Raw genomic sequence first — 24,089 nt, 5'->3', positions numbered from 1 at the left:
ATGTATATCCCTATAGTGGTTGAACAAAGCGGCCGCGGCGAGCGCTCGTACGACATTTACTCACGCCTCCTCAAGGAACGGATTATCTTTCTGGGCGGAAGCATCGACGACCATGTGGCCAACCTGGTAATTGCCCAGTTGCTTTTTCTGGAGGCTGAAGACCCGGACAAGGACATCCACCTCTATATCAACTCTCCCGGTGGCGTGGTGACAGCCGGCATGGCGATCTTCGATACCATGCGCTACATCAAGGCCCCGGTTTCCACGATCTGCGTGGGCCAGGCGGCATCCATGGGCGCTGTCCTTTTGGCTGCGGGAGAGAAGGGAAAAAGATATAGCCTCACCCACTCACGGATCATGATCCATCAACCGTTGGGAGGATTCCAAGGACAGGCAACCGATATCAACATCCATGCCAAGGAAATACTGCGCATGAAGGACGAGTTGAACGGACTCCTGGCGGAGATGACGGGTCAACCGTTCGAGAAGGTGGAAGCCGATACCGAACGCGATTTTTTCATGTCCGCCGACGAGGCCAGGGAGTACGGCCTGGTTGATTCCACGTTCGTAAGAAAGCCTGATCAGGGAGGTGCAGCATGAGCCGACGCGACACCAATCAGGAAAACCTCACCTGCTCCTTCTGCGGAAAGAGCCAGGAAGAAGTCAAGAAGCTGATTGCAGGGCCGGCGGTGTATATCTGCGACGAATGCATCGAACTCTGCAACGACATCATTGCCGAAGAGATGAAGATGGAAGAGACGCTGGGGCCGGATATGAAGAAGCTCCCCAAACCCCGCGAGATCAAGGAGATTCTTGACGAGTACGTCATCGGCCAGGACAAGGCGAAAAAAGTACTCTCGGTTGCGGTGTACAATCACTACAAGCGCATCGAGTCGGGGACCAAACCGGGCGATGTGGAAATGCAAAAGAGCAACATACTCCTCTTGGGCCCCACCGGTTCGGGCAAAACTCTCTTAGCCCAAACCCTCGCCCGAATCCTGAAAGTTCCCTTTGCCATGGCCGACGCAACCAACCTGACCGAAGCCGGCTATGTTGGCGAGGACGTGGAAAACATCATCCTGAGCCTGCTCCAGGCGGCTGACTACGATGTGGAGCGCGCCCAGAAGGGCATCGTCTACATCGACGAGATCGACAAGATCGCCCGCAAGACCGACTCCCCCTCCATCACTCGCGACGTATCGGGTGAAGGGGTGCAGCAGGCCCTGCTCAAGATCATCGAGGGGACGGTGGCCAGCATCCCTCCCAAGGGAGGCCGTAAGCACCCTCAGCAGGAATTCATGAAGGTTGACACCACCAATATCCTTTTTGTCTGTGGTGGCGCCTTTGCCGGACTGGAGAGCGTTATCCAGCAGCGTATCGGCATGAAAAGCCTTGGTTTCGGTGCCGACGTCAAAAAACGCGAAGAGAAGAAACTCGGCGAACTGCTAAACAACGTGACCCCGGAAGACCTCCTTAAATTCGGCTATATTCCCGAATTCATCGGTAGGCTTCCTGTGTTGGCGCCCCTCACCGAACTTGATGAGGACGCCATGGTGCAGATCCTGAAGGAGCCCAAGAACGCCTTGGTAAAACAATACCAAAAGCTCTTCGACCTTGAAAATGTTCGCCTCCGTTTCACCGACGGCTCCCTGGTAGCAATCGCCAAGGAGGCGCTCAAGAGAAACACCGGCGCCCGTGGCTTGCGCTCTATCCTTGAAAACTCCATGCTGGATATCATGTACGAGGTTCCCTCGCAACAGAACGTCAAAGAAGTGGTCATCAGCGAGGATGTCATCTATCGCAAGGAGAAACCGATCGTCGTCTACGAACAACAGGTTAATGATGCAGCGTAAGGTGCCGGGCTTTCAAGACAAAACACCTTTAATTACATATAGTTAACAACAAAGTAATTCTTGAAAACGTTATTTTATCGTACTTTGCGCCGCAAAAGGTGCTCTAATGCCCCTTAAATAGGGCAGTTTGCGCGAAAATTCTCTTGACAGTCTTCTTGGGAATCTGATAAACACTGACTCGCTTTGTATTCTCTATAACAAAATAGGAGGTGTAACGTGACAAAATCTGAACTGATTAGCGCAGTAGCTGAGAAAGCTGGGCTGAAAAAGGTTGAAGCTGAAAAAGCCGTTGCTGCTTTCATCACCACCGTAACCGGTGCCCTCAAAAAAGGTGACAAACTGAGCTTGGTCGGTTTTGGCACCTTCTCCACCGCCAAAAGAGCCGCCCGCAAGGGTCAGAATCCCCAGACCGGCAAGAAGATCAACATCCCGGCTGCTGTCGTGCCCAAGTTCAAGCCCGGCAAAACCCTCAAGGAAGCCGTCAACAGCAAGAAGTAATTCCGTACGCGTAGTACGCCGAAGACTACGGGGTTGTAGCTCAGTCGGTTAGAGTGCCAGCCTGTCACGCTGGAAGTCGCGGGTTCGAGCCCCGTCAACCCCGCCATAAAGATTAGGGCGAATAGCTCAGCTGGGAGAGCGCCAGCCTTACAAGCTGGATGTCACAGGTTCGATCCCTGTTTCGCCCACCAATTAAAAAGGACTTAAAGCTGATTGGCTTAAGTCCTTTTTTATTGTGTAACTTTTCGTCCCGCTACCATTTTTTATTGACAAAGAAACGGCGGATTGTTATAAGATGGGTTCCTGTTTTTGACCCTCCTTGTTTCATCCAATAGTCGTTTTATTGGGGTTGTAGCTCAGTCGGTTAGAGTGCCAGCCTGTCACGCTGGAAGTCGCGGGTTCGAGCCCCGTCAACCCCGCCATTTAAAAAGAGTATCCGTATCCGGGTACTCTTTTCTGTATGCAAGGGCCCAATCCCATGCACGAACCTCACTACTCGCTACCCATGGTCAAAGACGCTCCCCTCCCCTTTCACCTGCCGGATTGGATAACCTTGGCACCATTTGAATCGTATCTCGGGATGACCATTGACGAGGCTTCAGAAGGCAAAGCAGTGCTCTCCATGCCGTTCCGTGTGGCCCATTGCCAGGGTGCAGGACTCATGCACGGCGGCGCCATAACCTCGCTGGCAGATACGGCGCTCGCCATTGCCATCAAGACGCTGCTTCCCGAAGGGACTCAATTTGCAACTATCGAAATGACCATGTTCTTCAAAAGCCCGGTACGGTGGGGAACAATACGTGGAATTGCCGAGGTGACCGAGAAAAGTGAAAGGGATATTACCGGAACGGTGGCCATCGTGGACGAGGACGGTATTACGGCCGCCAGCTTCCAGGCCCGTTTTCGCGTCAAAAGACGTCACGACGCCTCTGCGCTCCGTAACTAGCCCAACGCGTCACCTCTTGAAAAACAATTCTTTCAGTTGGTCATGCTTGGCCGCTATTTAAAACTGACCCTCAGGCCCTTGGCCGTCGGATTGATCTTATAATTCGGGAACGGCGAACTACCGGCATCAAAAACAATACGGATATGGTCGGAGTAACGACCGATTCTCACCTGCTTGAGACCGAACCGGCGGACCGCGATGTCCTTCGTGTTCAATGGGCTCGTCGCACCGGACACGTCAATGACCAGGCGATTCGGCTGGGTCAGTTTCATCTGTTCAAAAACCTCCAAACGATCGTTTGCTTCGATGTCAACATACGATGTTCCTACCTTTATTGCCCTAATCACCGTGTGTTTGCGATGTGGAGCGCTGGCAGGCACCACCGGTTCCAGCTTCACGGAAGCGGTGGGAGCAGGTACGATCTTCGGCAGTGCGGTTGAGGGTGCCGGCACGTCTACGACATGTGCTGCCGGGTCGCTCATCGTGGTTGCGGTTGAAGGTTCATCCAGTCCTAATGGATCAGTTTCATTTTTTGTTATCGCCGCCGGTATCGCCGCAGCAGAAACGCCGTCAGAGGGCGATATCGGTGCCGAAACGGATCCCGCAAGAGGAACTGCCGGCTTTCCCAAACCGTCGATAGCCGGCTTGCCACCGACAAAGGTCACACTCAATTTCTTTCGATCAGCCGAAGCCGTGGCAGAAATATCCGCATCCGATACGAGATTGAATATCACCCGACTGACCACCATCCCTGCTATCTGGGCCTTATCCACACTAATACTGGAAACAACACCCTTGTTGACGACGATCAACGGCTCAACTTTCTCCGGGTCGGCATCGGCAATATCCACAACCGCCCGCGCCTGCCCCGGTACCTTGTAATAGGTGTAAGTCATGGGGATGTCGGCAAGTATCTCCACAATCAGATCGTTCCCCGCAACCACCGGCTTGACATCCAGAAGTTCAGCCGCAAAGACAGGAACCACGGGCAAGGCGATGATCATCATGAACAGGGTGATGACAAGCGTACGTTTCATGCTCCCCCCTCCTTCCGAAAATTAGTAACACCTTCCCTCGGCGCTACGGATATGATAGGGTGACTTTAGATTCAATACTTTTCAGAACCGTATCCATTCCCTATCACACTATGATGCATTCTCAGATGCCCGACACTCTATCGCCGGAAATAGGCTCCCCCCCCCGCAAACGCTGGATGGGTTACGCATTGGTAATCTCGCTCATGCTGCACTTGCTGGCGATTGTCTTTATCATCGCGGCCGGGAGTGCGACCCGGCGCGCACCGGTTATAAGCGGTATACTGGTCGAAAGCGTTCCACTTACTCCAATAATCAGCCCACCAAAACCGGCGAGCCCCTTGCTTGCTCCCGCGCCGCCTGAAACTGAATCCCCATCCGATGCTTCACCGGACGAAAATTCTTTACAGCCCTCTCCTGCCGCACAAGTGTCAACCCAGGAAAATAGTTCCGAGGGGATGAAAAAACTGATGGCCACCCCATTGGGGTTCGGCATGACCTATGGCTATGTCAGCAGCTTGGCGGAAGGCCGTTCGCTTCGGGAGGACATCCGCGGATATTATTTCGAACTGGTGGAGAAGATCAACCGTGAGTGGTGGAAACGGGCCGAAGGGCTGAAAGAACCAATCCGCCGGGATGGAATCATCGAATTGTACCTGGGGCTTGATGGCTCCATCGTCTCACAAAGGATATATCAGGGAACGGGATCGCGGGAAGCCGATCAGGTCCTCATGGATGCTATCAAAGCGGTGGCACCCTTCCCCCCCCTACCGGCCAACTTCGATCAGAAAACCTTCATTGCTCCTCTCAGGATAAAGGCCCCATCCTTCCTTTTCCGTTTCAAAAACTAGAAGGCAATTGATAAACATCACGGGGAAGACCGGAGGCCAGACGTCCGGAACGAAGCCGCTAAGACATAACAAACTGTTAGTCGCGATTGCGAGTACCGCGGAGGGTTCTCAGCAATAGCTTCCAGCAACCGAACCGTGTCCCGTCCGGTCACGGTTCGGTCACTTCAGTTCAAAGTCCTGCAATTCCTCATCGGAGAATTCAAGGGAACCGCCGGCATTCTTGAGGCGTTCATGGACGTCGCGAAACTCAGCATTCACCGAATCGATCTCCGCCATCAACTCGGCAACCCTCTCATTTTGTCCTTGGGCTTCCAAGACCAATGCCAGCTCGTACTTCACGAGGCAGGCATCCTCAACGCTCTGCTCCGGTTCCGCCAAGGCATTCAGGATTTTTTCTGCGGCATCCAGCTCGCCCCGTTCACGCAGACAGGCAGCTTGCAACACAAGGCACTCCACTCGGCGGGCCGGGTCACTGGCCGCTTGGCGAAACTCGTTGATGGCCTCGTCGTACAACCCCATCTCCCTGAAAGCAACCCCCAGGTCATAGTGAGACTGGGCATCGGAACTGTCGAGACTACAACCGAACTTGACGCTACGCGGAGAACTGGAGATCAGGTCCGCAACATCTTCGAACGTGTCAGGCCACCCATCGGAACTACCGTTCTCCTTCTCACCGGCCGGGGAGCCCTCAAACGGAAAATCGTCGATGTCAACCTCTATTTCGATTTCGCCGTAATCCGGAAACGTTTCAACAGCGTTTTCGGTGCCAACACCATCAGCGGCGTCCTCCTCCGCAACCGGTGATTCACCGTTCTCCGGCATGTAGACACCGGCATCCATGCCTGAAACGCCATCCGTCAATGCTGACAACGAGGGGGCCAGTCCGGCTCCCTCAAAGAGATCGCCCGTCCCAGCAGGAGATCTGTCTGGAGCCGGAAGGGCATCAGTTCCCGACGAAAGCTTTTTCAACGTCTGAATTTTGGACTCCAGTTGAGAGACCTCGTCCATCATGTCGACTGCTTCACAGGCCTTTTTGTACCCTTCGAGGATGCGCAGGTTTATTGGATCAAATTCGGCAAGGTTCCGGTATATGGCCACAAGCTCACCGGATGCACCGGAAGAGACAACATCCTGCTCGTACTGGTCGAGCAGGGCCAATGCCCCCTTGATGTCCTTCTGATCGGCATGGCACGCTATCAAGCCGGTCTTGGCCGAAACGTCATCCGGGAAATAGCGCAGAAAATGTTCATACACCGCCCTAAGCTGCTGGTGTTGCCCAAGATGGCGGTACGCCCGAATGATCAGCTCCCATATATTCTTATTCTTAGGGTCGTTTCGCAACAACGCCTGGAGTCCGCTAACCGCCTTGGCGGCATTCCCTTCTTCCAACTGCTTGGCCAACACTTCGATGACAAATCCTGTTTTTTCAGGAAAAAGTTGCTGAATGCGTGCATTCAGATGAGCAAAAGGTCCAGTTTCACCACGTTCCTGTAAGAGCAGGGCAAGTTGCCTGAATAATGCATAGGACTCATCCTTCTTGCCGGCATTGAAATACGCCTCGGCCAACTTGAGTTTGATGTTGGCATTCTGCTGGTCAACAGCCTGCATCTTTTCGAGTATCTTGAGCGATTCCGACCCGTTGGATTCCCGCTCGTAATAATCGTATGCCAACTTGTATTCGGCCAGGGCGTTGCCGACCAAGCCATGTTTTTCGTTCAGGCCGGCCAATGTCAGGGTAATGGCAATATCACCGGGGAAGAGCTTTTGCACCTGTTTATACACAGCGATTGCCTTCAGGTAGAAACCACTTGAGGCGTAATGTTTTCCGATGGCCTCATACTCGGTTCGAGCACCATCGGACTGCCCGGCCTTGACCAGAAGTTCGGCCAGCTTCTGGCGCAGGTTGATGGCGGAAGGCTCAAGAGACAGCACTTGTACATAGATCTTGACGGCTTTGTCCAACTGGCCGCGCTGGATGTGCTTTTGGGCTTCTTCTATCAGTTTGTCCTTTTTGGAGCTCACCGTATAAAATTCCTTTCGGCTCATCCGACCTGAATGAGACGGAAATCATTTGTAAACATGCGCAAATAGTTAATCAAACGACCATGACATGTCAAGCATATTAAAGTCGTGACGCCAGCCTTCTGTTCGCTCCTTTTTGCCGCGTTGTCCCGGTCAATAACATTTTGACATGACCTGAGAAATACAGTAGGCTAAAATACTTTATACATAGTGATTGTAATGGTGGTCAGCCGCCGTTTTCATCTGAATATTCGAGAATATTCAGGAGACAGAACATGTCGTTATTACCGAAAGCAAACCCGCTCTATGAAAAGATACCCGCTCACAAGCTCGTCCCCCCCGAGGTGCTGAACAAGTTGGCCAAAGGTGGATTTTCCGGCTATCTCAGTTATGGCGATGCTGATTTCGAGGCCAATTGCATCTTTATTAAAGGGGTCTTGATCTCTATCAGCGCCTGTGAAAAAGGACGAGAGAAAACCGGCGTGGAAGCCTTCTCACTGTTGTTCGACAAAGTCCTCTCTTCCAACGGTGAAATCAACATCTATCGTATGACGGCCGACTTGGCCGTGTGCGCCCATGCGTTGATCCTCGGTACCAAACAGTTGAGCAGTAGCGAGGTCCGCCGTACCGATATCAAGGAAACCCTCGCCCAACTCAGAAACCAGGGGCTGAATGGCGTCATCCGTTTTTATACCCCTGACCGCTCCGCCATAATCTTCTATAAGGACGGCCAGCCGATAGGCTATTACCACGACAACGCCAAAACCATCGAGGTGTCTCCCGAAGAGTCCCGCAAGATAGCAGTACTCCCCGGAGCGCTTATGGAGGTCCGTTCCACCAAGCCGATGGAAGAACTGATGCGCTGCAGCCTTCTACACTTGGTCAATCTCGATAAACTCTGGGAAGCGGCACAGGCCCGGCAAACGATCCCACGCCCCAAGGAAGTACCTGATCCACAAAAGATTGCCACGACCTTATTGGATGATGGAAAGTTACAGGGACTAGTAGAAGACCTCATGGAAATTGCCGCGGCATACCTCTCCAAAGAGGGGCGCATTACAGTTGAAAAATGCCTCCAAAAGGCCGGCGGCGCCAGAATCCTTTACGATGACGAAAAAGCCGTGACATTCATCAAACAGTTTGAAAACGAAGCGAGAAGCATCGACGGCAATGCCCGTATCGAAGAGATGATCGAACTGATGAGATCGGAAATAGCGGGGCGGCTGGCAGTATAACCAGTGGAGCGCGTGCTGACGGGAGCAGATAGTGCACTTCCAGCAATTACTCAAGGACTACCTCCAACTCCATGGTTATTGGGTTCTGTTTGTCGGCACCTTTCTCGAAGGAGAGGCAATCCTGATCATGGCGGGCTTCCTGGCTTTCCAGGGGTATCTGAACGTGACAGGCGTGATTTTCACCTCATGGGCCGGTTCCTTCCTCGGTGATCAGTGCTACTTCTACCTCGGCCGCTTCAAGGGTAAAAGCCTGCTGCGGCGCTTTCACTCAATTGCCCGCAAATTCCGCGAAGCGCTTCACCTGATCGAAAAATACGGATCGTTCGTAGCATTCATCTCTCGCTACACCTACGGATTCCGCATTGTGCTTCCCATCATTCTTGGCATTACGAGCCTGGCACCCCGGAAATTCTTCTGGATCAATCTGCTGAGCGCCCTTTCCTGGGCGGTCGTATTCTCGTTGGCCGGCTACCTGTTCGGCAAAAGCGCTGCCCTGGTACTGGATGATGTGGGTAAATACGAACAGTATCTGATGCTGATACTGGTGGGATTCATCATGATGGCTTGGTGTTTCCACGCCTATCACGCCTTTAAACTGAAAGGGCCGGCCCGGCAAAGACTTGCCAGGATGCGTGCCCTGCGAAACGCAAGGAAGACCAACCCATGAAATCCATCTTGGACAACATCGCCATCGTATTGGTGGAACCGCAGTCTCCCGGCAACATCGGCATGGTGTGCCGCGCCATGAAGAATATGGGACTCTCCCGACTACGGCTGGTCAAAGGGTGCGACCGGTTCCACCCCGAGTCCCTCAAATTCGCCGTTGCGGCCAAAAACCTGCTGGAGCAGGCGGAGCAGTTCCCCGATCTGGCCTCCGCCTTGGCAGACTGTGCCCTGACCATCGGCACTACCCGCCGTCACGGAAAATACCGTCAGGAGATCCTCTCGCCGGTTGAGGTCGCCGCCAATCTCAGGGAACAGGCAGGCCCCGGTTGCAGGGCGGCAGTCGTCTTCGGGCGGGAGGACAGCGGGTTGACCACCGAAGAGCTGTCGCTCTGCCGCTGGCATGCCACCATCCCTTCGGCAGATGAATACGGCTCCCTCAATCTGGCCCAGGCAGTCCTGGTATTCTGTTACGAGTTGGGCAAGGCGGGTACCCCCCCCGGCGGCGGCAGGAACACTCCGTTGGCGACATCGGAGGAGATGGAACCGTTTTTTAGCCAGTTGAGTTCATGTCTGCTGAAGATCGGCTTTCTCAACGAGCAAAACCCGGAGCATATCATGCGCTCGATACGGCGGATATTTTTCCGGGCTGAGCTGGACAGCCGCGAAGTTTCCATTCTGCGGGGCGCAATCTCTCAGATCGACTGGGCCAGCAGCGATTTTGACGGAAGGAAGCGGCCGTGAACCCGACGCATCTCGGACTGATTGCCGGCTTGCTGACCAGCATAGCAGCCATTCCCCAGGTCGCAAAGACCCTGCGTACCCGTCATGCACGGGACATCTCCGTCTGGCAACCGCTGCTGCTCTCCATAGGTGTTGCTCTCTGGATGATATACGGTATGCTTATCCACAATCTGCCGTTGATTTTGGCCAATATCGTACCGCTTGTATGCAACGCCCTGCTTACCGGGCTGAAACTTTACTATCGGAACGACACGGCGTGAGTGGCCCTAAATTTTAACCCGTACCAATGGAGGAACAATCATGAAAAGAATCATCGCGAAACTACCCATTTTACTACTGCTGGCCTCGCTGTCTGGCTGTGGCTACAACACCATGCAGGCTAATGAAGAGGCGGTCGTCGCCGCCTGGGGCAACGTGGAATCATCCTATCAGCGTCGGGCCGACCTGATTCCCAACCTGGTGGAGGTGGTAAAAGGATATGCCAAGCATGAGGCCGATACGCTCAAAGCGGTCACTGAGGCCCGCGCCAAGGTCGGCTCCATGCAGGTCAGCAAGGATGTCCTCAACAATCCCGAGAGCCTAAACAGGTTTCAGCAGGCCCAGGGTGAACTCTCCGGTGCCCTTTCTCGTCTGATGGTTGTGGTGGAGAAATACCCGGATTTGAAGGCCAACCAGAATTTCATGGACTTGCAGAAGCAACTCGAAGGGACCGAGAATCGTATCAACGTGGCCCGTGAGCGCTACAACGCGAGCGTGCAGGTATTCAACACCAGCATCCGTACCTTTCCCAATTCGCTCACAAATTCACTGCTGTTGCACTTAAACCGCAAAGAGGCGTTCAAGGCAGAAGAAGGGGCGAAAACAGCACCCAAGATCAAGTTCTGACACGAGCGGCAGCGGGGGCGTTACCATGAAGTTACCAAACATCTTCATACTGGCGTTTCTGGTCCTTCTGCCGCTTCCGTTGCAGGCCCTCGACGTGCCGCAGCTCCACGGACGGGTGAACGACTATGCCCGGATGTTGTCGCCCGAAGCCGCGCAGCAACTGGAACAAAAACTGGCCTCCTTCGAGCATGACTCATCCACCCAGATAGCCGTGCTAACCGTTCCCTCGCTTCAAGGGGACGATATTGACCAATTCTCCATCCATGTGGCTGAGCAGTGGAAGCTCGGGCAGAAAGGTAAGGACAACGGCGTGCTGCTGGTCCTGGCCCAGGCCGAACGCAAGGTGCGCATAGAGGTCGGCATGGGGCTCCAGGGGGTGCTGCCGGACATAACCGCCAGCCATATCATCCGAGACGTCATGCGCCCCTACCTCAAATCCGATAACTTTGACCAGGGCGTCACCGCCGGAGTCGACGCCATCATCTCCGCCACCAAGGGAGAATTCCAGGCCGCTCCACAAGAGAGGCACAAACAGGCACATAAAAAGGGGGCGTCTCCGCTTCCGGTCCTCCTCCTGTTGATTGCTGTTGTCGTGGTTCTGCTCGGCGCGTTTTCCCGCTACCTGAGTGGCCTGGCCGGGGCTATCGGGCTGCCCTTGGCCGCGTTTCTGACTTTTCCCGGCCTAAGCCTCACCATGTTGTTGCTATTAGCCGGCGCCGGACTGGTGGGAGGTTTTCTGCTCAGCCTGCTGTTTTCCGGCATGTTCGGAGGAGGTGGGGGAGGTGGCGGTTTTTATGGAGGCGGCTGGGGCGGAGGCGGTTTTTATGGCGGTGGTGGCGGCTCATCCGGCGGCGATGGCTTTTCCGGCGGGGGTGGCGGTTTCGATGGCGGCGGATCGTCTGACGATTACTGATCCAATCCGGTCATTGCCACTACTTCATCAATATCTTCAGAGCCTGTTTGAGCAACTCCTCAACCGTGGCGCCGCCTGCAGCGTCAAGCCCCCCCAGGGCCTTGCGCACCTGCGGTTCCTTGTACCCTAGGTTGAGCAGTGCCGATACGACATCATCCATGACGTCCTCCGCCGGTATCTCCCGCGCCTCAAAGGCTGGGGCGGAAGCGAGATCCAGTTTGCCGGCCTTGTCCTTCAACTCCAGGGCCAGACGTTCAGCAGTTTTCTTGCCGATGCCCGGAATCGCGGAGAGCTTGTGGACATCCCCTTGGACAAGGGCCTGGGCAAGTGGGCCGGGCTGGATGTTGGAGAGGATGTCGCGAGCCATCTTGGGACCGATGCCCGAAACCGAGATCAGCAGTTGGAAAAAGGATTTTTCCAGGCGGGTGCGAAAACCGTACAACTGGATGGCGTCCTCTCGCACGCTGGTATGGATATGGAGCGAGGCGGCGCCCCCCTCTTCGGGCAGTTCGTAGTAGGTGGAAAAGGGGATCAATACCCGGTATCCGACCCCGTGCACGTCAAGGATGATGTGATCGGGTGATTTGTAGGCAACAACTCCGGTCAGCAGCGCGATCATAGCTTCATGTCCCTCCAGGAGTTGGGTTTCCGTGATAACGGTTTAGCGCTCCCTGTCACCTGTTTCAAGGCAGAGGAGTTGATATGACAGACCGCCACCGCCAAGGCATCGGAAGCGTCGGCCTGGGCGATTTCGGGCAACCCCAGAAGGGCCTTGAGCATCTTCTGCACCTGCCCTTTTTCGGCTCTTCCCTGTCCCACCACGGCCTGTTTAACCTGTAGCGCCGTATATTCGGCCACCGGTAGGCAAGCATGCACCGCAGCCACGATGGCTGCGCCCCGTGCCTGGCCCAACTTTAGGGCGCTCTGCACATTGGTCGAAAAAAAGATATTTTCCACCGCCACCTCCTCGGGCCGATATTCGGCGATAACGGAACATAGGCCGTCGAAGATTTTCTTCAGGCGGCCGGGGAAATCAGCGGCGCTGTCGGTGAAGATAGCGCCGTTATCGACGTGAACGAGACGATTGCCCTGCTGCTCCACAATACCGTAACCGGTGATACGTGAACCGGGGTCGATGCCAAGCACTCTCATGACCGCACCGCTTCAAACCAATTCAACATCAATAATGAAATCAAGACGACGAGGCGTGCGGCGACAAAGGCGTACAGGCGACGCGGTGAGGGTCCGGAGACGAGCCAGCGCAGATAGTGCCTTGACTTGGAATTGGTATCAGGCATTCAGCAACCCGGCGATCCACACGGCATAAAATACGACAAGGACGCCCCCCCACACCATGGCGGGCCGCCTTTCGAAACGTCCCCGTTCGGGGAACGATTTAAAAAGAAAAAGCAGGGTCGCCGACAGCCATCCGGCAAACCCGACGATGGTAACAATAGACCACACTTCGTTCATTATGGCATTATCCTTTCCCGATCAGGCGTCTGAAGAGCGTCCCAAAGCGGAGTTTCCATACCATCGTGACCGCCTCCCTGACGATCTTGCCGGACATCTTTGAGGTGCCGGCATGCCGGTCGATAAAGATGATCGGTACCTCAACGATCCTGAAACCCTTTTCCATGCAATGATAGTTCATTTCAATCTGAAACGAGTAACCGTCCGATTTGACACTATCCAGGTCAAAGGCCTCGATCACGGAACGGCGAAAACATTTGAACCCGCTCGTGCAGTCTTTAACCCGCAGGCCGGTCACCAGACGGGTATAGACGCTGGCGAAGTAACTGAGCATCAGGCGGCGAATGGGCCAGTTGACGACGCTGACACCATTGAGATAGCGCGACCCGACGACCAGATCGGCGTTTTGTATGGCTTCGAGAAAAACCGGAAGCACTGTCGGAGAATGGGAAAAATCAGCGTCCATCTCAATCAGGTAATCGGCTCCCCTGGCAAGGGCGGCTTTGAAGCCGGCACGATAGGCTGAGCCCAGGCCGAGTTTGCCGGAGCGATGGATTACACTGATCCGTTCGCTTTCAGCGGCCAGTTCGTCGGCCAGCTTTCCGGTTCCGTCAGGCGAGTTGTCATCTACAAACAATATTTGCAAGTCGGGGTGCTGGGCGAGGATTTCTCTGGAAAGGCGGACAATATTGTCGCGTTCGTTGTAGGTAGGGATGACGACGATAGCTTTCAAGCTCCGAATTCTCCAGGTCCATGAGATGAGTGTCGCCAGCGCGCTTCGTAGCGAATGAATGTACGGCATGACCGGCGTAAAAGTCAAGGTAGATCACCACGACGGCAACCAGGGGCAAAAGAGCCCTCTTCGCCGGTTTTCCTCATACGTTTCCCGGCAATCATCAGATCAACAGAATATTCCAGCAAGTCCCGCGCCACACTGGGGGCAAACCTTCCCCACAAGCCTGTTATCAAATATTTGGAATCCTCCACGACTGATAACCATGGCACCGCATGCCGGACAATCCGTGTTTTCGCGGCCTCCCACCTGGTTTCCCACGTAGAGAAAGTGTAGCCCGGCCCGCCGCCCAGCTTCGACGGCCCGCGTCAGGCTTGCCGATGGCGTTGGTTCCCGATCCGTCATCCGGTACTGCGGGAAGAAACGCGAGATATGCCACGGCACATCACACCCCAACTCGTCGGCAATAAAGCGGGCAATTCCGTTCAGTTGATCATCGGAGTCGTTCTCACCTGGGATTACCAGGGTCGTGATCTCTATCCAGATCCCGCGCCGGTGGTAATCGCGAATGCACTCCAACACTTCCCCCAGTTGTGCCCCGACAACCCGTTGGTAAAAGTCGTCGGAAAAACCTTTCAGGTCGATATTCGCCGCATCCAGAAAGGGGGCAACGGCGTCCAGAGCCCGGGGAGTGATGTAGCCGTTGGTAACAAAGATATTCTTCAGGCCGGCTGCCGAAGCCAAACGGGCGCAATCAAGTGCGTACTCGCAGAAGATGGTCGGCTCGGTATAAGTGTATGAAATGGAGCGGCAACCGCTCTCGAGAGCCCGTTCGACGATCTGTTGAGGTGTTGTGGGATGACCGGGGATCTCCGCGGCAGCCCTCGGTTCATACTGGGCAATGGTATGATTCTGACAATGGCGGCAGCGGAAGTTGCACCCCACCGTGGCGATGGAGTAACTCTCCGTACCTGGCAACACGTGGAAAAGCGGCTTCTTCTCGACAGGATCGACATGTTCGGCCACGATCCTGCCGTACACCAGCGACATGAGTTGGCCGGTCCGGTTTTCCCTGACACGGCAGATGCCGCGCATCCCAGGAGCAATCCGGCAACGGTGGCGGCACAGTTCGCATCTGACCACGTCGTGGGGCAGCTTTTCGTAGAACAAAGCCTCGCGCATGACACACCTCCCATGCAGGACCCGAAAAGTCCTCCCGTTAGGAAGACCGCCGGGCGGAAGCGGTTATCAACCTGACCTGGCGTTCATGAAACCAATAATAGTAAGCCCAGTTCATCAGCACCAGCAGACGGTTGCGGAATCCGATCAGGTAGTATAAATGCAATATCAGCCAGACCAACCAGGCCGGGTAGCCCGAAAAATGCAAGCCGTGGGTGGTAGCCACCGCCGAATTCCTGCCGATGGTAGCCATGGTTCCCTTGTCCCGATACCGGAAAGCCGGCAACTTTCCGCCTTGCTCGCGGGCAAGGATGGCCCGCGCGACATACCGGCCCTCTTGGCTGGCCACCGGCGCCAACATGGGCAGTGGAGCACCGTCCTGTTCCCGGCAGGCCATGTCGCCGATGACGAAAACCTCCCGAAGACCTTCAATGCTCAAATCCGGGGCCACCACAACCCTTCCCGAGCCTGCCTGGGCGACTCCAAGTTTTCCCGCCAGCTCGACGGCTGCCACGCCTGCCGACCAGAACAGGGTATGGGTGGGGATGGTCTCCCCACCGTCGAGATAGACATGCTCGGCATCCGCACCGCTTACCCGGGCTTCCAGCATAACTTCGACCCCCATGGAACGCAGCCTGTCGAGTGCGTACCCCTGAAGCCGGGGCGGCATGGCGGACAAGAGGGACGAGGCCGCTTCCAACAGGATAATGCGGGTCTCCTCCGGCCGCACCTCGGGATAATCCCGCGAGAGCACATGGGCAACCAGTTCGCGCAGGGCACCGGCGAACTCAACACCGGTCGGCCCGCCCCCAACGATGACAAAGGTCAAAAGTGCCCTGCGCCTCTCCTGATCGCGTTCCCGTGTGGCCTCTTCAAAGGCGAGCAGCACATGATTACGCAGGTCCTCGGCTTGGTCGAGACGTTTGAGGTCGAAGGCGTGACGTTCTATATCGTCCCTGCCGAAAAAGTTGGTGCGGCTCCCGGCGGCCAGGATCAGGTAGTCATAGGAGATGTCTCCATCCTCGAGCAGAAGCCTTTTAGCTTTAAAATCAACGCCCGTCACCTCACCAAGCCTGAAAAGGGTGTTTCTCCAGCGCCGGGCCAGAGCGCGGATCGGGTAGGCAATCGACTCCTGCTCCAGCCCGGCCGTTGCCACCTGATAGAGGAGCGGCTGAAAAAGATGGTAGTTATGGCGATCCACCATCACAACCTCCAACCCACTTCCCGCAAGGGCCTTGGCGGCACTCAAACCGCCGAATCCCATACCTGCAATCACGACCCGCTTCATAGTACTCCTATCCCCCACGTCATGAAATATGCATTGAGGCCTTGCCAAAGACCAGCCATGGTTTTGTTGCGAACACATTCAAAATTTGTCATCATTTTTTTTATGTTATATAATTTCGAAACAAACAAGCTAAAGAATCCAGGTTGTTTTTCGGTGCCGGCGGAGGCCCCTCTATGGCAGTTGACAAACACGCGGTTTTAGAACGAATAGATAATGATCAGGAACTTTTTGAGGAAATATGTACCATCTTCAGGAATGATGGACCGGAACTCGTCCGTAAACTTCGGGACGCTGTTGATGCCGGTCAGATTGTCGTGGCAATCCGCCATGCCCACTCCCTCAAATCGTCATCAGCAAATATCGGTGCAAGCGAGCTAAGCGAACTCGCCCGCCAGGCGGAACTGGCGGGAAATCAAGGAGATACAGGTATTATCCGTGCGCTTCTCCCCACAATAGCTGCCAAACTGCATGAGGTAATCGCTGAGCTTTCCTAAGTTGCTTGCCGAAACTCCTATACTGTCAATGCACACTTTCTTCTCTTTTTTGTAACACGCGCTATTTTTTTTGCAAATGAGTTGGTATGCTGCGCTTCATCTCTTTTTGATCATGGAGCCCCTCCATGCGCTGTAACCATACCCTCACGGCCATTTTATCCGCCTCGCCCGCCAGAGGTCGGGCAGTCTACGCCGGCAGCTTCTTTTTACTGTTACTCATCGGATGGCTCGACTACGTCACCGGTTACGAGTTTGGCTTTTTCATCTTCTACTTCATCCCGGTTTCCGTTTCAGCCTGGTTCGCCGGCAAACGCCCCGGCCTCCTCATGGCCGTTGCCTCGGCCATATGCTGGTATATCTCGGACCAGTATACCAACCATCCCTACTCCCATGCCTATTTCATTTATTGGGAAATGTTCATGCGTCTGATTTCATTCCTTACCACGGCGCTGACCATCAGCAAAATCAGGCAGATGCTGATCAATGAAGTGCTCCTCAATCACAAGTTGGAAGAGGCACTCCACGAGCTTGGCAAACTACGGGAAACCGTTCGGGAAAAAAATCGTCCTGCCCCGTCCGGGCAGAAGGGAGCGCCGGGCGGCGCAGAAGAGGACTGAGGGATGCTAGGGCTCGGCGATGTAACGGTTCTTCCCGGTTTTTTTGGCCTGGCGTAATGCATGGTCGGCTTTACTGATACACTCGAATAGTGCCTGCCCCGGATTGTACTCGCTGAGTCCGATACTGATGGTGGTACGGATACCCGGCTTATGAGCCTTGAATTCGGTCATTGCAACCGATTCGTGAATCTTTTGAGCCACCGCCAAGGCGCCTTCAATCGTCGTTTCGGGAAGGAGGATGAGAAACTCTTCGCCCCCCCAACGGGCGCAGACGTCCTCCTGGCGGACGCACCCCCTGAAAACGCGTGATATCTCCACAAGAACGTCGTCACCTGCATTGTAGCCATAGGCCTCATTGATCATCTCAAAACCGTCGATGTCGGCCAGGATAATAGAAAATGTGCGATTATGACGCTGTGCTCGACTGTACTCCTGCTCAATTTTTTCTTTGATGTGGCAACGATTTGCCAAGCCGGTCATGGTGTCTACCCTGGTGGCCAGGTCAAGTGAGCGGTTTAGCTCCACAAGCTGCGTGGAGATCGATTCATTCTCGCGAGTCAGGCTCTCCGTCCGATGGGCGAGTTTTTTATAGTTCTCCAGCAACAACTTGAACTTCGGGTACAGAGGGTTGCCGTCGGCGATGATGTGTTCAAACTGACTGATGTCGTCAGACAATGCCGATCCCGGCGTTTTTCCGTCTAAGGCCATGGTCCGCCCTCCACAGGTAAATACTGCACAGATCGCCGCCGGGACTTCTCGGCAGGGGTTATAATTTTTGTAGTTTATCCGATTATATAGCTTTTGTCACGTATCATCGCAGACAGAATATGCACAGCCAGCCAGTCCCCGATCATTCGGCAGGTGCGTCTGAAAACTTGCGCCGGATGAGGAAATAACGTAATAACTAACTCAGGTTAAACGAGTCATACGACATGCCTGCGAGCCCGCGAAGGATTAACTGATGCTGGAGAACTGCATGAAAGCGAATGCTCTCATAGTATCTATTCTTGCAATCCTATTTTTCAACACATCAGCCAGCGCCCTCGAAGAATATGCGCTGAAGACCGGAAAGGAATGTGGTTACTGCCACCTGAGCAGGAACGGAGGCGGCGAGCTAACTCCGGAAGGCAAGCGTTTTGAGGTGCACCATACATTTTCGGACGCTACCCCAAAGGCCGCCGAAGCAGTTCCCGGCCACATTGCCCCTGGCGCCTTCTCCCGCATCATGCGACTGGCAAGCGGCTACATCCATCTGCTGATGGCCATGCTCTGGTTCGGTACGATCCTCTACGTTCATCTGGTGCTCAAGCCTGCCTACGCCTCACAAGGGTTACCCCGCGGCGAGGTGAGGGTCGGGCTGGCCTCAATGGCTGCCCTTGCCCTGACCGGTGCAATTCTGGCCCACTACCGGATTACCTCCAGCGAGGTACTCTTCCAGACCCGTTTCGGTATCCTGCTGCTGGTCAAGGTCGGTCTGTTCACCATAATGGTTATCTCCGCCCTGGTGGCGGTGTTCGTGATCGGTCCCCGTTTGCGGACGAAAGCGTCGCCCTCCCCTCCCCTCGCCCCACCCGGCGCATCGACTTTCACGGCCGAGGAATTGGCTTTTTTCGACGGCTCCGCAGGGAAGCCGGCCTACTTCGCCCATAACGGTACAGTGTACGACGCCAGCGCCAGTGTGCTCTGGAGAGACGGCAAGCACATCGGACGCCACCCCGCCGGCCAGGACCTGACCGCTTTTCTCGCTCAGGCCCCCCATGGCGAGGATCGGGTGTTGCGCCTCCCACGCGTCGGGACCATTGCCCGCGTACCGAGCGCGGTGAAGCGACCGCGCCACGAACGCATCTTCTTCTTCATGGCATACCTAAACCTTACCATGGTATTTTTGATCTCCCTGATCGTTGCTCTCTGGCGTTGGTGGTGAGGTGAGCCATGACGGAAGCCGGTAATATATTCTGCAGCGTCCCCTCAGACCTTCCGACTGAGCTGTTCGAACCCCTGGCCCAAAAGGGAGCCGTCCGCATCGAGCGGATCCTGTCCCACGGCCAAGCCACACCTGATGGGGAGTGGTATGATCAGGACCAGGACGAATGGGTGCTTCTGCTGGCGGGTAGCGCCGGTCTGCTTTTCGAAGGAGAGCCGGAACCGCGGCACCTGACGGCGGGCGATTATCTCATGGTCCCCGCCCACTGGCGCCATCGGGTGGTCTGGACGTCTCCGAACGAAACAACGATCTGGCTGGCGGTGCATATTGGTTGACGACGACAGATATATTGATGCTATCTCAGTATGCTCCCACTGGGTTTTCGACCTTGATGGCACTCTGACCGTGGCGGTTCACGACTTCGCCGCCATCCGGCAGGAGTTATCCATTCCGGACGGTTGCGATATCCTCGGCCACTTGGCCTCCCTGCCGGAACACCGGGCGAGGCCCCTGCATGCACGTTTGCAGGAGATCGAGCTGGAACTGGCCCACATCACTGAGGCCGCTCCGGGGGCGCGGGAGTTGCTGGACCGCCTCTACAGCTCCGGTGCCGCTTTGGGCGTACTGACCCGCAATACCCGTGATAACGCCCTGCGCACCTTGGAGATAATCGGCCTGGGCGGTTACTTTGCGACGACCGATGTTTTGGGGCGGGATGAAGCACTCCCCAAACCCGACCCGGAAGGCATCCGTCGTCTGATGACACTCTGGGGTGCGGAAGCGGCGACAACCGTTATGGTCGGTGATTATCTTTACGATCTGCAAGCCGGCCGCCTGGCCGGGGCGCTGACCGTGCATGTGGACGTCTCCCGTTGTTTTCGTTGGCCGGAACTGGCCGACATACGCGTCGGAACCCTTGAAGAGTTGGTACAATGGGTTGGCAGGTAAGGTCGTACAACCATTCATTCCTATCTTGAAGCGAAAGGATTATGACAATGATGGGCTGGTCTCTGTCCCGCAAGGCGATCCTGCGGGAATCCCTGAATACCGCGCTGATTATTTTGGGGGTATTGTCGGCCGGCATGGGACTTAAAGGCTTCCTGCTCTCCAGTAATTTCATCGACGGCGGCGTGACCGGTATCTCCATGCTTCTTTCCCATGTACTGGGCATCCCTCTGGCAATCCTGATCCTGCTCATAAATCTTCCCTTTATTGCGCTCGCCTATCGCCAGATTGGCATCGTCTTCGCGATAAAGAGCATCGTGACAATCGCCGGCCTGTCCCTTTGCCTGACATTCGTCCATTACCCGGACGTCACGCCGGACAAGCTCCTGACAGCGGTATTCGGCGGATTCTTCATCGGTGCCGGCATCGGCCTCGCCATCCGGGGCGGAGCGGTTCTGGACGGCACAGAAATAGCGGCGCTCTTGATCAGCAAGAAAAGCCACATGGTGAAGGTCGGCGACGTCATTCTGGTCCTGAATATCTTCATCTTCGCCGCTGCCGCCTATTTCCTCAGCATCGAATCGGCCCTGTATTCGGTCCTCACCTATCTGGCAGCATCAAAAACCGTCGACTTCCTGATCCACGGCATCGAGGAATACACAGCAGTGATCATCGTCTCGGAGAAGAGCGACGAGATCAGGGAATCAATCGTTCGCGTCTTGAATCGCGGGGTAACGGTATACAGAGGCCGGGGAGGGAAAACCGGCAAGGAAATGCACATCCTCTACTGTGTCGTCACCCGCCTGGAGATCGCCAGCGTCACGAATTCCGCCATGGAAATAGATGAATCGGCTTTCATCCTGATCCACCCCCTGGCGGATGTTGTCGGCGGCATCATCAAAAAACCGGCTTTGCATTAAGCGAAACGACGAACGGCTGCAACCTCGCGCACCTCAAGTACATTGAATGAAAGAGAATCCTGTGAAACCCCACATCCACGTAGCCTGCGCCATCATCGAATATAACGGCAGGGTTCTGGCCGCCCAGCGTAGCGAAATCATGAATATGCCCCTCAAATGGGAATTCCCCGGCGGAAAACTGGAATCGGGCGAAACACCCGAGGCTTGCCTTGTCCGCGAGATACGGGAGGAGTTGGACATCGGCATCAACCTGGGCCAGGCACTCCCAATCATAACCTATTCCTATGAATCCTTCACGGTCACCCTATATCCTTTTGTCTGCACGCCGGCCGGCGGCGTTATGGTCCTGCACGAGCATCGGACCGTAACCTGGATGGAGCCGGAACAGTTGTCAATCCTGGACTGGGCCGAGGCTGATCTGCCGATCATAGCCGGATATCTGGCAACCCGAACCATTGAGGCTGGTGAGAGGCCGCATCCGTGACCCCTCACAAAAAGCCCACAATGGGACAGGTCTACTTCATCCTGATCCTGACCACCTTCTTCTGGGGGGGTAGCTTTCTTTTCACCAAGATCGGACTGCGCGAGATCCCGCCCCAACTGTTTGTGCTAATGCGCTTCAGCCTGGCAACCCTGATCATGGCGATCATCTCCGGCTCACGGCTCAAAAATTTCAACCGGCAGATACTGTGGCGCGGCGCAACCGTCGGCGTCACCTTGGGACTGACCAACATCAGCTTTGTCTTCGGCGTCCAGGGAACCAGTATCTCGCGGGCCGCAATCCTCAATAACCTGTTTGTTCTATTTATTCCCCTGATAGTTAAAATAGTTTGGAGCGATCAGATCGGCCGTATCAACCTGGCCGGCATCATCATGGCCTCGGTCGGCATCTGGCTTTTGGCCATAGGCGGCAGTGAGGGTTTCAACCAAGGCGACCTGATTTCCACTTTCTGCGCCCTCATGATCGCTTGCCAGATCGTAACGGTATCCAAAGTGCTGAAGGACGACAATGTCTACCTGATCTCGCTGGTGCAATTCGCCACTGCGGCCCTGATGGCAGGGTGCATCGTTCTGCTGTTCCCGCTGCCCCACATCACCTTGTCCCGCTCCGCGTTTATGTCAGTGACCTACTGCGCGCTGTTTCCCACCGTGTTCTGCTTCACCCTCCAAAATGCCTACCAACGTTATGTCACCGCCACCCGAGCCGGCTTGATCTACACCCTCGACCCGGTCTGGAGCCTGATTGCAGGCTTCTTTGTCCTGGGCGAGCGTCTCTCTGCCCGCGAATGGATGGGCTGCGGATTCATCTTCATGGCTGTTGTCATTCCTCTGGGCGTGCGTTATCTTATTGAGCAAAGAATGGTGAGGAGATACGTGGGAGCGGCGGACGAGGGAGGGGAAACGTGACGACAACGTGGCAACGAGCAGGCAAGAGTGCAGGCAAGCTCTGGACAAAATGCCCTAAACAAGCCATGATAAAGAATAAAGGAAGTCGTACATGTCAGTTTGGTCGACACGAAAGACGAAAGGAATTTCACCATGAATCAGTTTGATATCAATTATCCCCAAACCCAGGAAAAGACCATAATCGCCCAGAATAGCCTGATCCGTCAAGTCTACGCCTGGATGGGTGCCGGCCTCATGATCACCGCCCTGTTGGCCCTGGCGACAGTCTCCTCCCCGGAGATGCTTAAGGCCATCGTCGGCAACCGTCTGCTCTTCTACGGCCTGATGATTGGCGAACTCGGCCTGGTGTTTGTCCTCTCCGGCGCCATCGCACGGCTAAGCGCCACAACGGCGACACTCCTGTTTCTTGGCTATTCGGCGCTCAATGGCATCACCCTCTCGGTCATCTTCCTGGTCTATACCGCCGACTCCATCGCCTCCACCTTCGTGATATCAGCCGGGATGTTCGGCGTCATGAGCGTCTATGGTTACATGACCAATCGCGATCTGACCTCGTGGGGCAGTTTCCTGTTCATGGGACTGATCGGGGTGGTGATTGCTTCGCTGGTCAACATCTTCCTCCACAGCAATGCAGTTTCGTGGGTCGTCTCCGGTATCGGAGTGCTCGTCTTCACCGGCTTGACGGCATATGACACCTGGAAGATCAGAGCCTTGGCGGCGAGCGGTGCTGGAGGGCGGAAACCGGCCATCATGGGCGCACTGACCTTGTACCTGGACTTCATCAATCTGTTCCTGATGCTCCTCAGGTTTGTCGGCAGGCGGCGCTAACCCCGCGGTATCCCATGGACAAAGTCGTCATCGCCATTTCGTCCTGATCCTTGCGGTGCCGGCGCTCCCGCGTGATGTACGAGACGACCTTTTCCAATGACTCCATATCGGATCTGGATGGCCTGCCAAGCATGGACTTTTTGAGGATATCCGTTGTCTCCAGACATGACGATCAGTCCAGAGGATGGCTGTAGCAAGTGCGAGAGGGGAAAATAGGCAAAGGGGATGACTCGACTCAGCTTCCATTCCATCACGAGAGGGGTAGATTGCTGGTCGGTATCAACGACGGGGAGCTAATCAGTCGCGCAGGATGCTAGCGCCCTCTCGTCCCGGATGCCGCGCTCTTGGTCTGGGCATCTTTGCCGTTTCCGGCTTGCGCTCCGGCCTCTGCGGCCTTTGCCATGGCTTCGCGCGAAATGGTTACAGAATCGCTTTTGGTCTTTTGCGTGTTCTTCTGGGCCATGGTACCAACGACAGCCGCCGTGGTTCCGTCATTCGCCTGGGCCAGTGGATTGAGATTCGCCGGGGTACCTACAACGACGACGGGTGAAAGTTGAGCCAGTGACATTGTCTCCTCCATGAGGTGGATATGGTTATCTTATCGGCAAAATAATGTATTTCATTAACCGTCATCTTC

30 protein-coding genes and 3 tRNA genes are annotated in these 24,089 nt (G+C 55.2%); 23 read left to right on the top strand and 10 right to left on the bottom strand.

Translation table 11 applies throughout. The annotated features are described in order from the left end of the window. The 7 genes from clpP to LDN12_RS05610 all read left to right on the top strand — a co-directional run bounded on the left by clpP (window position 1) and on the right by LDN12_RS05610 (window position 3,297). Window positions 1-600, top strand: a complete 600-nt coding sequence (gene clpP, locus LDN12_RS05640) for an ATP-dependent Clp endopeptidase proteolytic subunit ClpP (protein WP_223921700.1) — start codon at window positions 1-3, stop codon at window positions 598-600. Next, entirely contained in the window at window positions 597-1,853 is a 1,257-nt protein-coding gene (gene clpX / locus LDN12_RS05635) for an ATP-dependent Clp protease ATP-binding subunit ClpX (protein WP_223921699.1), read from the top strand. Before clpP ends, clpX begins: the two co-directional genes overlap by 4 nt. A 216-nt stretch (window positions 1,854-2,069) precedes the next feature. Further along, entirely contained in the window at window positions 2,070-2,351 is a 282-nt protein-coding gene (locus LDN12_RS05630) for an HU family DNA-binding protein (protein ID WP_149309799.1), read from the top strand. Window positions 2,352-2,380: 29 nt separating this feature from the next. Continuing rightward, a tRNA-Asp gene (locus tag LDN12_RS05625) sits at window positions 2,381-2,457 on the top strand. 9 nt (window positions 2,458-2,466) lie between these two features. Further along, a tRNA-Val gene (locus tag LDN12_RS05620) sits at window positions 2,467-2,542 on the top strand. Between the two features lie 154 nt (window positions 2,543-2,696). Continuing rightward, window positions 2,697-2,773: transfer RNA gene (locus tag LDN12_RS05615), tRNA-Asp, on the top strand. A gap of 56 nt (window positions 2,774-2,829) precedes the next feature. Beyond that, on the top strand, window positions 2,830-3,297 hold the full coding sequence (locus tag LDN12_RS05610; protein ID WP_223921698.1) for a PaaI family thioesterase: 468 nt from the start codon (window positions 2,830-2,832) through the stop codon (window positions 3,295-3,297). A gap of 53 nt (window positions 3,298-3,350) precedes the next feature. On the opposite strand, the gene LDN12_RS05605 is transcribed toward LDN12_RS05610, so the two are convergent. Continuing rightward, entirely contained in the window at window positions 3,351-4,334 is a 984-nt protein-coding gene (locus LDN12_RS05605; protein WP_223921697.1) for an AMIN domain-containing protein, read from the bottom strand. A 455-nt stretch (window positions 4,335-4,789) separates the two neighbouring features. Here LDN12_RS05605 and LDN12_RS05600 point away from each other — a divergent pair, with 455 nt between their 5' ends. Further along, a complete protein-coding gene (locus LDN12_RS05600; RefSeq protein WP_223921696.1) occupies window positions 4,790-5,182 on the top strand; it encodes a TonB C-terminal domain-containing protein in 393 nt (130 codons plus the stop codon). Window positions 5,183-5,341: 159 nt separating this feature from the next. Here the strand turns inward: LDN12_RS05600 and LDN12_RS05595 are convergent, their stop codons facing one another. Continuing rightward, window positions 5,342-7,204, bottom strand: a complete 1,863-nt coding sequence (locus LDN12_RS05595) for a lipopolysaccharide assembly protein LapB (protein WP_223921695.1) — start codon at window positions 7,202-7,204, stop codon at window positions 5,342-5,344. 275 nt (window positions 7,205-7,479) lie between these two features. On the opposite strand from LDN12_RS05595, the gene LDN12_RS05590 reads away from it, so the two are divergent. From LDN12_RS05590 to LDN12_RS05565, 6 genes are read left to right on the top strand one after another with little or no spacing between them, the layout of a single operon-like run. Further along, a complete protein-coding gene (locus LDN12_RS05590) occupies window positions 7,480-8,439 on the top strand; it encodes a GTPase-activating protein (RefSeq protein ID WP_223921694.1) in 960 nt (319 codons plus the stop codon). Between the two features lie 31 nt (window positions 8,440-8,470). Then, window positions 8,471-9,106 carry a DedA family protein gene (locus LDN12_RS05585; RefSeq protein ID WP_223921693.1) on the top strand — a complete coding sequence of 212 codons (636 nt, stop codon included), beginning with the start codon at window positions 8,471-8,473 and terminating at the stop codon, window positions 9,104-9,106. After that, window positions 9,103-9,846 carry an RNA methyltransferase gene (locus LDN12_RS05580; RefSeq protein WP_223921692.1) on the top strand — a complete coding sequence of 248 codons (744 nt, stop codon included), beginning with the start codon at window positions 9,103-9,105 and terminating at the stop codon, window positions 9,844-9,846. Before LDN12_RS05585 ends, LDN12_RS05580 begins: the two co-directional genes overlap by 4 nt. After that, entirely contained in the window at window positions 9,843-10,106 is a 264-nt protein-coding gene (locus LDN12_RS05575) for a SemiSWEET family sugar transporter (protein ID WP_223921691.1), read from the top strand. The genes LDN12_RS05580 and LDN12_RS05575 overlap by 4 nt, the downstream gene beginning before the upstream one ends. Window positions 10,107-10,146: 40 nt before the next feature. Next, the gene (locus tag LDN12_RS05570) at window positions 10,147-10,731 is read left to right on the top strand and encodes a LemA family protein (RefSeq protein ID WP_223921690.1); all 585 of its coding nucleotides are present in this window, start codon (window positions 10,147-10,149) and stop codon (window positions 10,729-10,731) included. A 25-nt stretch (window positions 10,732-10,756) separates the two neighbouring features. Then, window positions 10,757-11,644 (top strand): YgcG family protein, encoded by an 888-nt coding sequence (locus tag LDN12_RS05565; RefSeq protein ID WP_223921689.1) that lies wholly within the window; start codon window positions 10,757-10,759, stop codon window positions 11,642-11,644. Window positions 11,645-11,663: 19 nt separating this feature from the next. On the opposite strand, the gene ruvA is transcribed toward LDN12_RS05565, so the two are convergent. The 6 genes from ruvA to LDN12_RS05535 all read right to left on the bottom strand — a co-directional run bounded on the left by ruvA (window position 11,664) and on the right by LDN12_RS05535 (window position 16,317). Continuing rightward, window positions 11,664-12,263: a Holliday junction branch migration protein RuvA gene (gene ruvA / locus LDN12_RS05560; RefSeq protein ID WP_223921688.1), complete on the bottom strand. Its 600-nt coding sequence runs from the start codon at window positions 12,261-12,263 to the stop codon at window positions 11,664-11,666. Further along, window positions 12,260-12,796, bottom strand: coding sequence for a crossover junction endodeoxyribonuclease RuvC (gene ruvC, locus LDN12_RS05555; protein ID WP_223921687.1), 537 nt, complete (start codon window positions 12,794-12,796; stop codon window positions 12,260-12,262). Before ruvC ends, ruvA begins: the two co-directional genes overlap by 4 nt. Before the next feature lie 138 nt (window positions 12,797-12,934). Beyond that, the gene (locus tag LDN12_RS05550) at window positions 12,935-13,117 is read right to left on the bottom strand and encodes a hypothetical protein (protein WP_223921686.1); all 183 of its coding nucleotides are present in this window, start codon (window positions 13,115-13,117) and stop codon (window positions 12,935-12,937) included. A 7-nt stretch (window positions 13,118-13,124) separates the two neighbouring features. Continuing rightward, on the bottom strand, window positions 13,125-13,850 hold the full coding sequence (locus LDN12_RS05545; protein ID WP_223921685.1) for a polyprenol monophosphomannose synthase: 726 nt from the start codon (window positions 13,848-13,850) through the stop codon (window positions 13,125-13,127). A gap of 168 nt (window positions 13,851-14,018) precedes the next feature. Continuing rightward, complete coding sequence (gene amrS / locus LDN12_RS05540) at window positions 14,019-15,032, bottom strand: AmmeMemoRadiSam system radical SAM enzyme (RefSeq protein ID WP_223921684.1); 1,014 nt, start codon at window positions 15,030-15,032, stop codon at window positions 14,019-14,021. Between the two features lie 37 nt (window positions 15,033-15,069). Then, a complete protein-coding gene (locus LDN12_RS05535) occupies window positions 15,070-16,317 on the bottom strand; it encodes an NAD(P)/FAD-dependent oxidoreductase (RefSeq protein WP_223921683.1) in 1,248 nt (415 codons plus the stop codon). 173 nt (window positions 16,318-16,490) lie between these two features. Here LDN12_RS05535 and LDN12_RS05530 point away from each other — a divergent pair, with 173 nt between their 5' ends. After that, a complete protein-coding gene (locus tag LDN12_RS05530; protein WP_223921682.1) occupies window positions 16,491-16,811 on the top strand; it encodes an Hpt domain-containing protein in 321 nt (106 codons plus the stop codon). 125 nt (window positions 16,812-16,936) lie between these two features. Beyond that, entirely contained in the window at window positions 16,937-17,428 is a 492-nt protein-coding gene (locus LDN12_RS05525; RefSeq protein ID WP_223921681.1) for a DUF4118 domain-containing protein, read from the top strand. A gap of 6 nt (window positions 17,429-17,434) precedes the next feature. Here the strand turns inward: LDN12_RS05525 and LDN12_RS05520 are convergent, their stop codons facing one another. Continuing rightward, on the bottom strand, window positions 17,435-18,136 hold the full coding sequence (locus LDN12_RS05520) for a GGDEF domain-containing protein (protein ID WP_223921680.1): 702 nt from the start codon (window positions 18,134-18,136) through the stop codon (window positions 17,435-17,437). 268 nt (window positions 18,137-18,404) lie between these two features. Between LDN12_RS05520 and LDN12_RS05515 the strand changes: the two genes are divergently transcribed. The 7 genes from LDN12_RS05515 (at window position 18,405) to LDN12_RS05485 (ending at window position 23,452) form a co-directional block, all read left to right on the top strand. Continuing rightward, window positions 18,405-19,352 (top strand): CopD family protein, encoded by a 948-nt coding sequence (locus LDN12_RS05515; protein WP_223921679.1) that lies wholly within the window; start codon window positions 18,405-18,407, stop codon window positions 19,350-19,352. Between the two features lie 8 nt (window positions 19,353-19,360). Beyond that, window positions 19,361-19,687: a cupin domain-containing protein gene (locus tag LDN12_RS05510; RefSeq protein WP_223921678.1), complete on the top strand. Its 327-nt coding sequence runs from the start codon at window positions 19,361-19,363 to the stop codon at window positions 19,685-19,687. Next, complete coding sequence (locus LDN12_RS05505) at window positions 19,680-20,300, top strand: HAD family hydrolase (RefSeq protein WP_223921677.1); 621 nt, start codon at window positions 19,680-19,682, stop codon at window positions 20,298-20,300. The genes LDN12_RS05510 and LDN12_RS05505 overlap by 8 nt, the downstream gene beginning before the upstream one ends. 47 nt (window positions 20,301-20,347) lie before the next feature. After that, the gene (locus LDN12_RS05500; protein ID WP_223921676.1) at window positions 20,348-21,217 is read left to right on the top strand and encodes a YitT family protein; all 870 of its coding nucleotides are present in this window, start codon (window positions 20,348-20,350) and stop codon (window positions 21,215-21,217) included. A 61-nt stretch (window positions 21,218-21,278) separates the two neighbouring features. Continuing rightward, window positions 21,279-21,701: a (deoxy)nucleoside triphosphate pyrophosphohydrolase gene (locus LDN12_RS05495; protein ID WP_275951772.1), complete on the top strand. Its 423-nt coding sequence runs from the start codon at window positions 21,279-21,281 to the stop codon at window positions 21,699-21,701. Further along, window positions 21,698-22,624, top strand: a complete 927-nt coding sequence (locus LDN12_RS05490) for a DMT family transporter (RefSeq protein ID WP_223921674.1) — start codon at window positions 21,698-21,700, stop codon at window positions 22,622-22,624. The genes LDN12_RS05495 and LDN12_RS05490 overlap by 4 nt, the downstream gene beginning before the upstream one ends. A gap of 132 nt (window positions 22,625-22,756) precedes the next feature. Beyond that, window positions 22,757-23,452, top strand: coding sequence for a Bax inhibitor-1/YccA family protein (locus LDN12_RS05485; protein ID WP_223921673.1), 696 nt, complete (start codon window positions 22,757-22,759; stop codon window positions 23,450-23,452). Window positions 23,453-23,765: 313 nt separating this feature from the next. Here the strand turns inward: LDN12_RS05485 and LDN12_RS05480 are convergent, their stop codons facing one another. Beyond that, window positions 23,766-24,020 carry a hypothetical protein gene (locus tag LDN12_RS05480; RefSeq protein ID WP_223921672.1) on the bottom strand — a complete coding sequence of 85 codons (255 nt, stop codon included), beginning with the start codon at window positions 24,018-24,020 and terminating at the stop codon, window positions 23,766-23,768. Window positions 24,021-24,089: the final 69 nt, after the last annotated feature.

Source organism: Geobacter sp. AOG2, assembly GCF_019972295.1.
In the GTDB taxonomy this organism is placed as follows: domain Bacteria; phylum Desulfobacterota; class Desulfuromonadia; order Geobacterales; family Pseudopelobacteraceae; genus Oryzomonas.
Note: the sequence above shows the minus strand (reverse complement) of the source record. Positions and strands in the feature narration are given on the sequence as shown.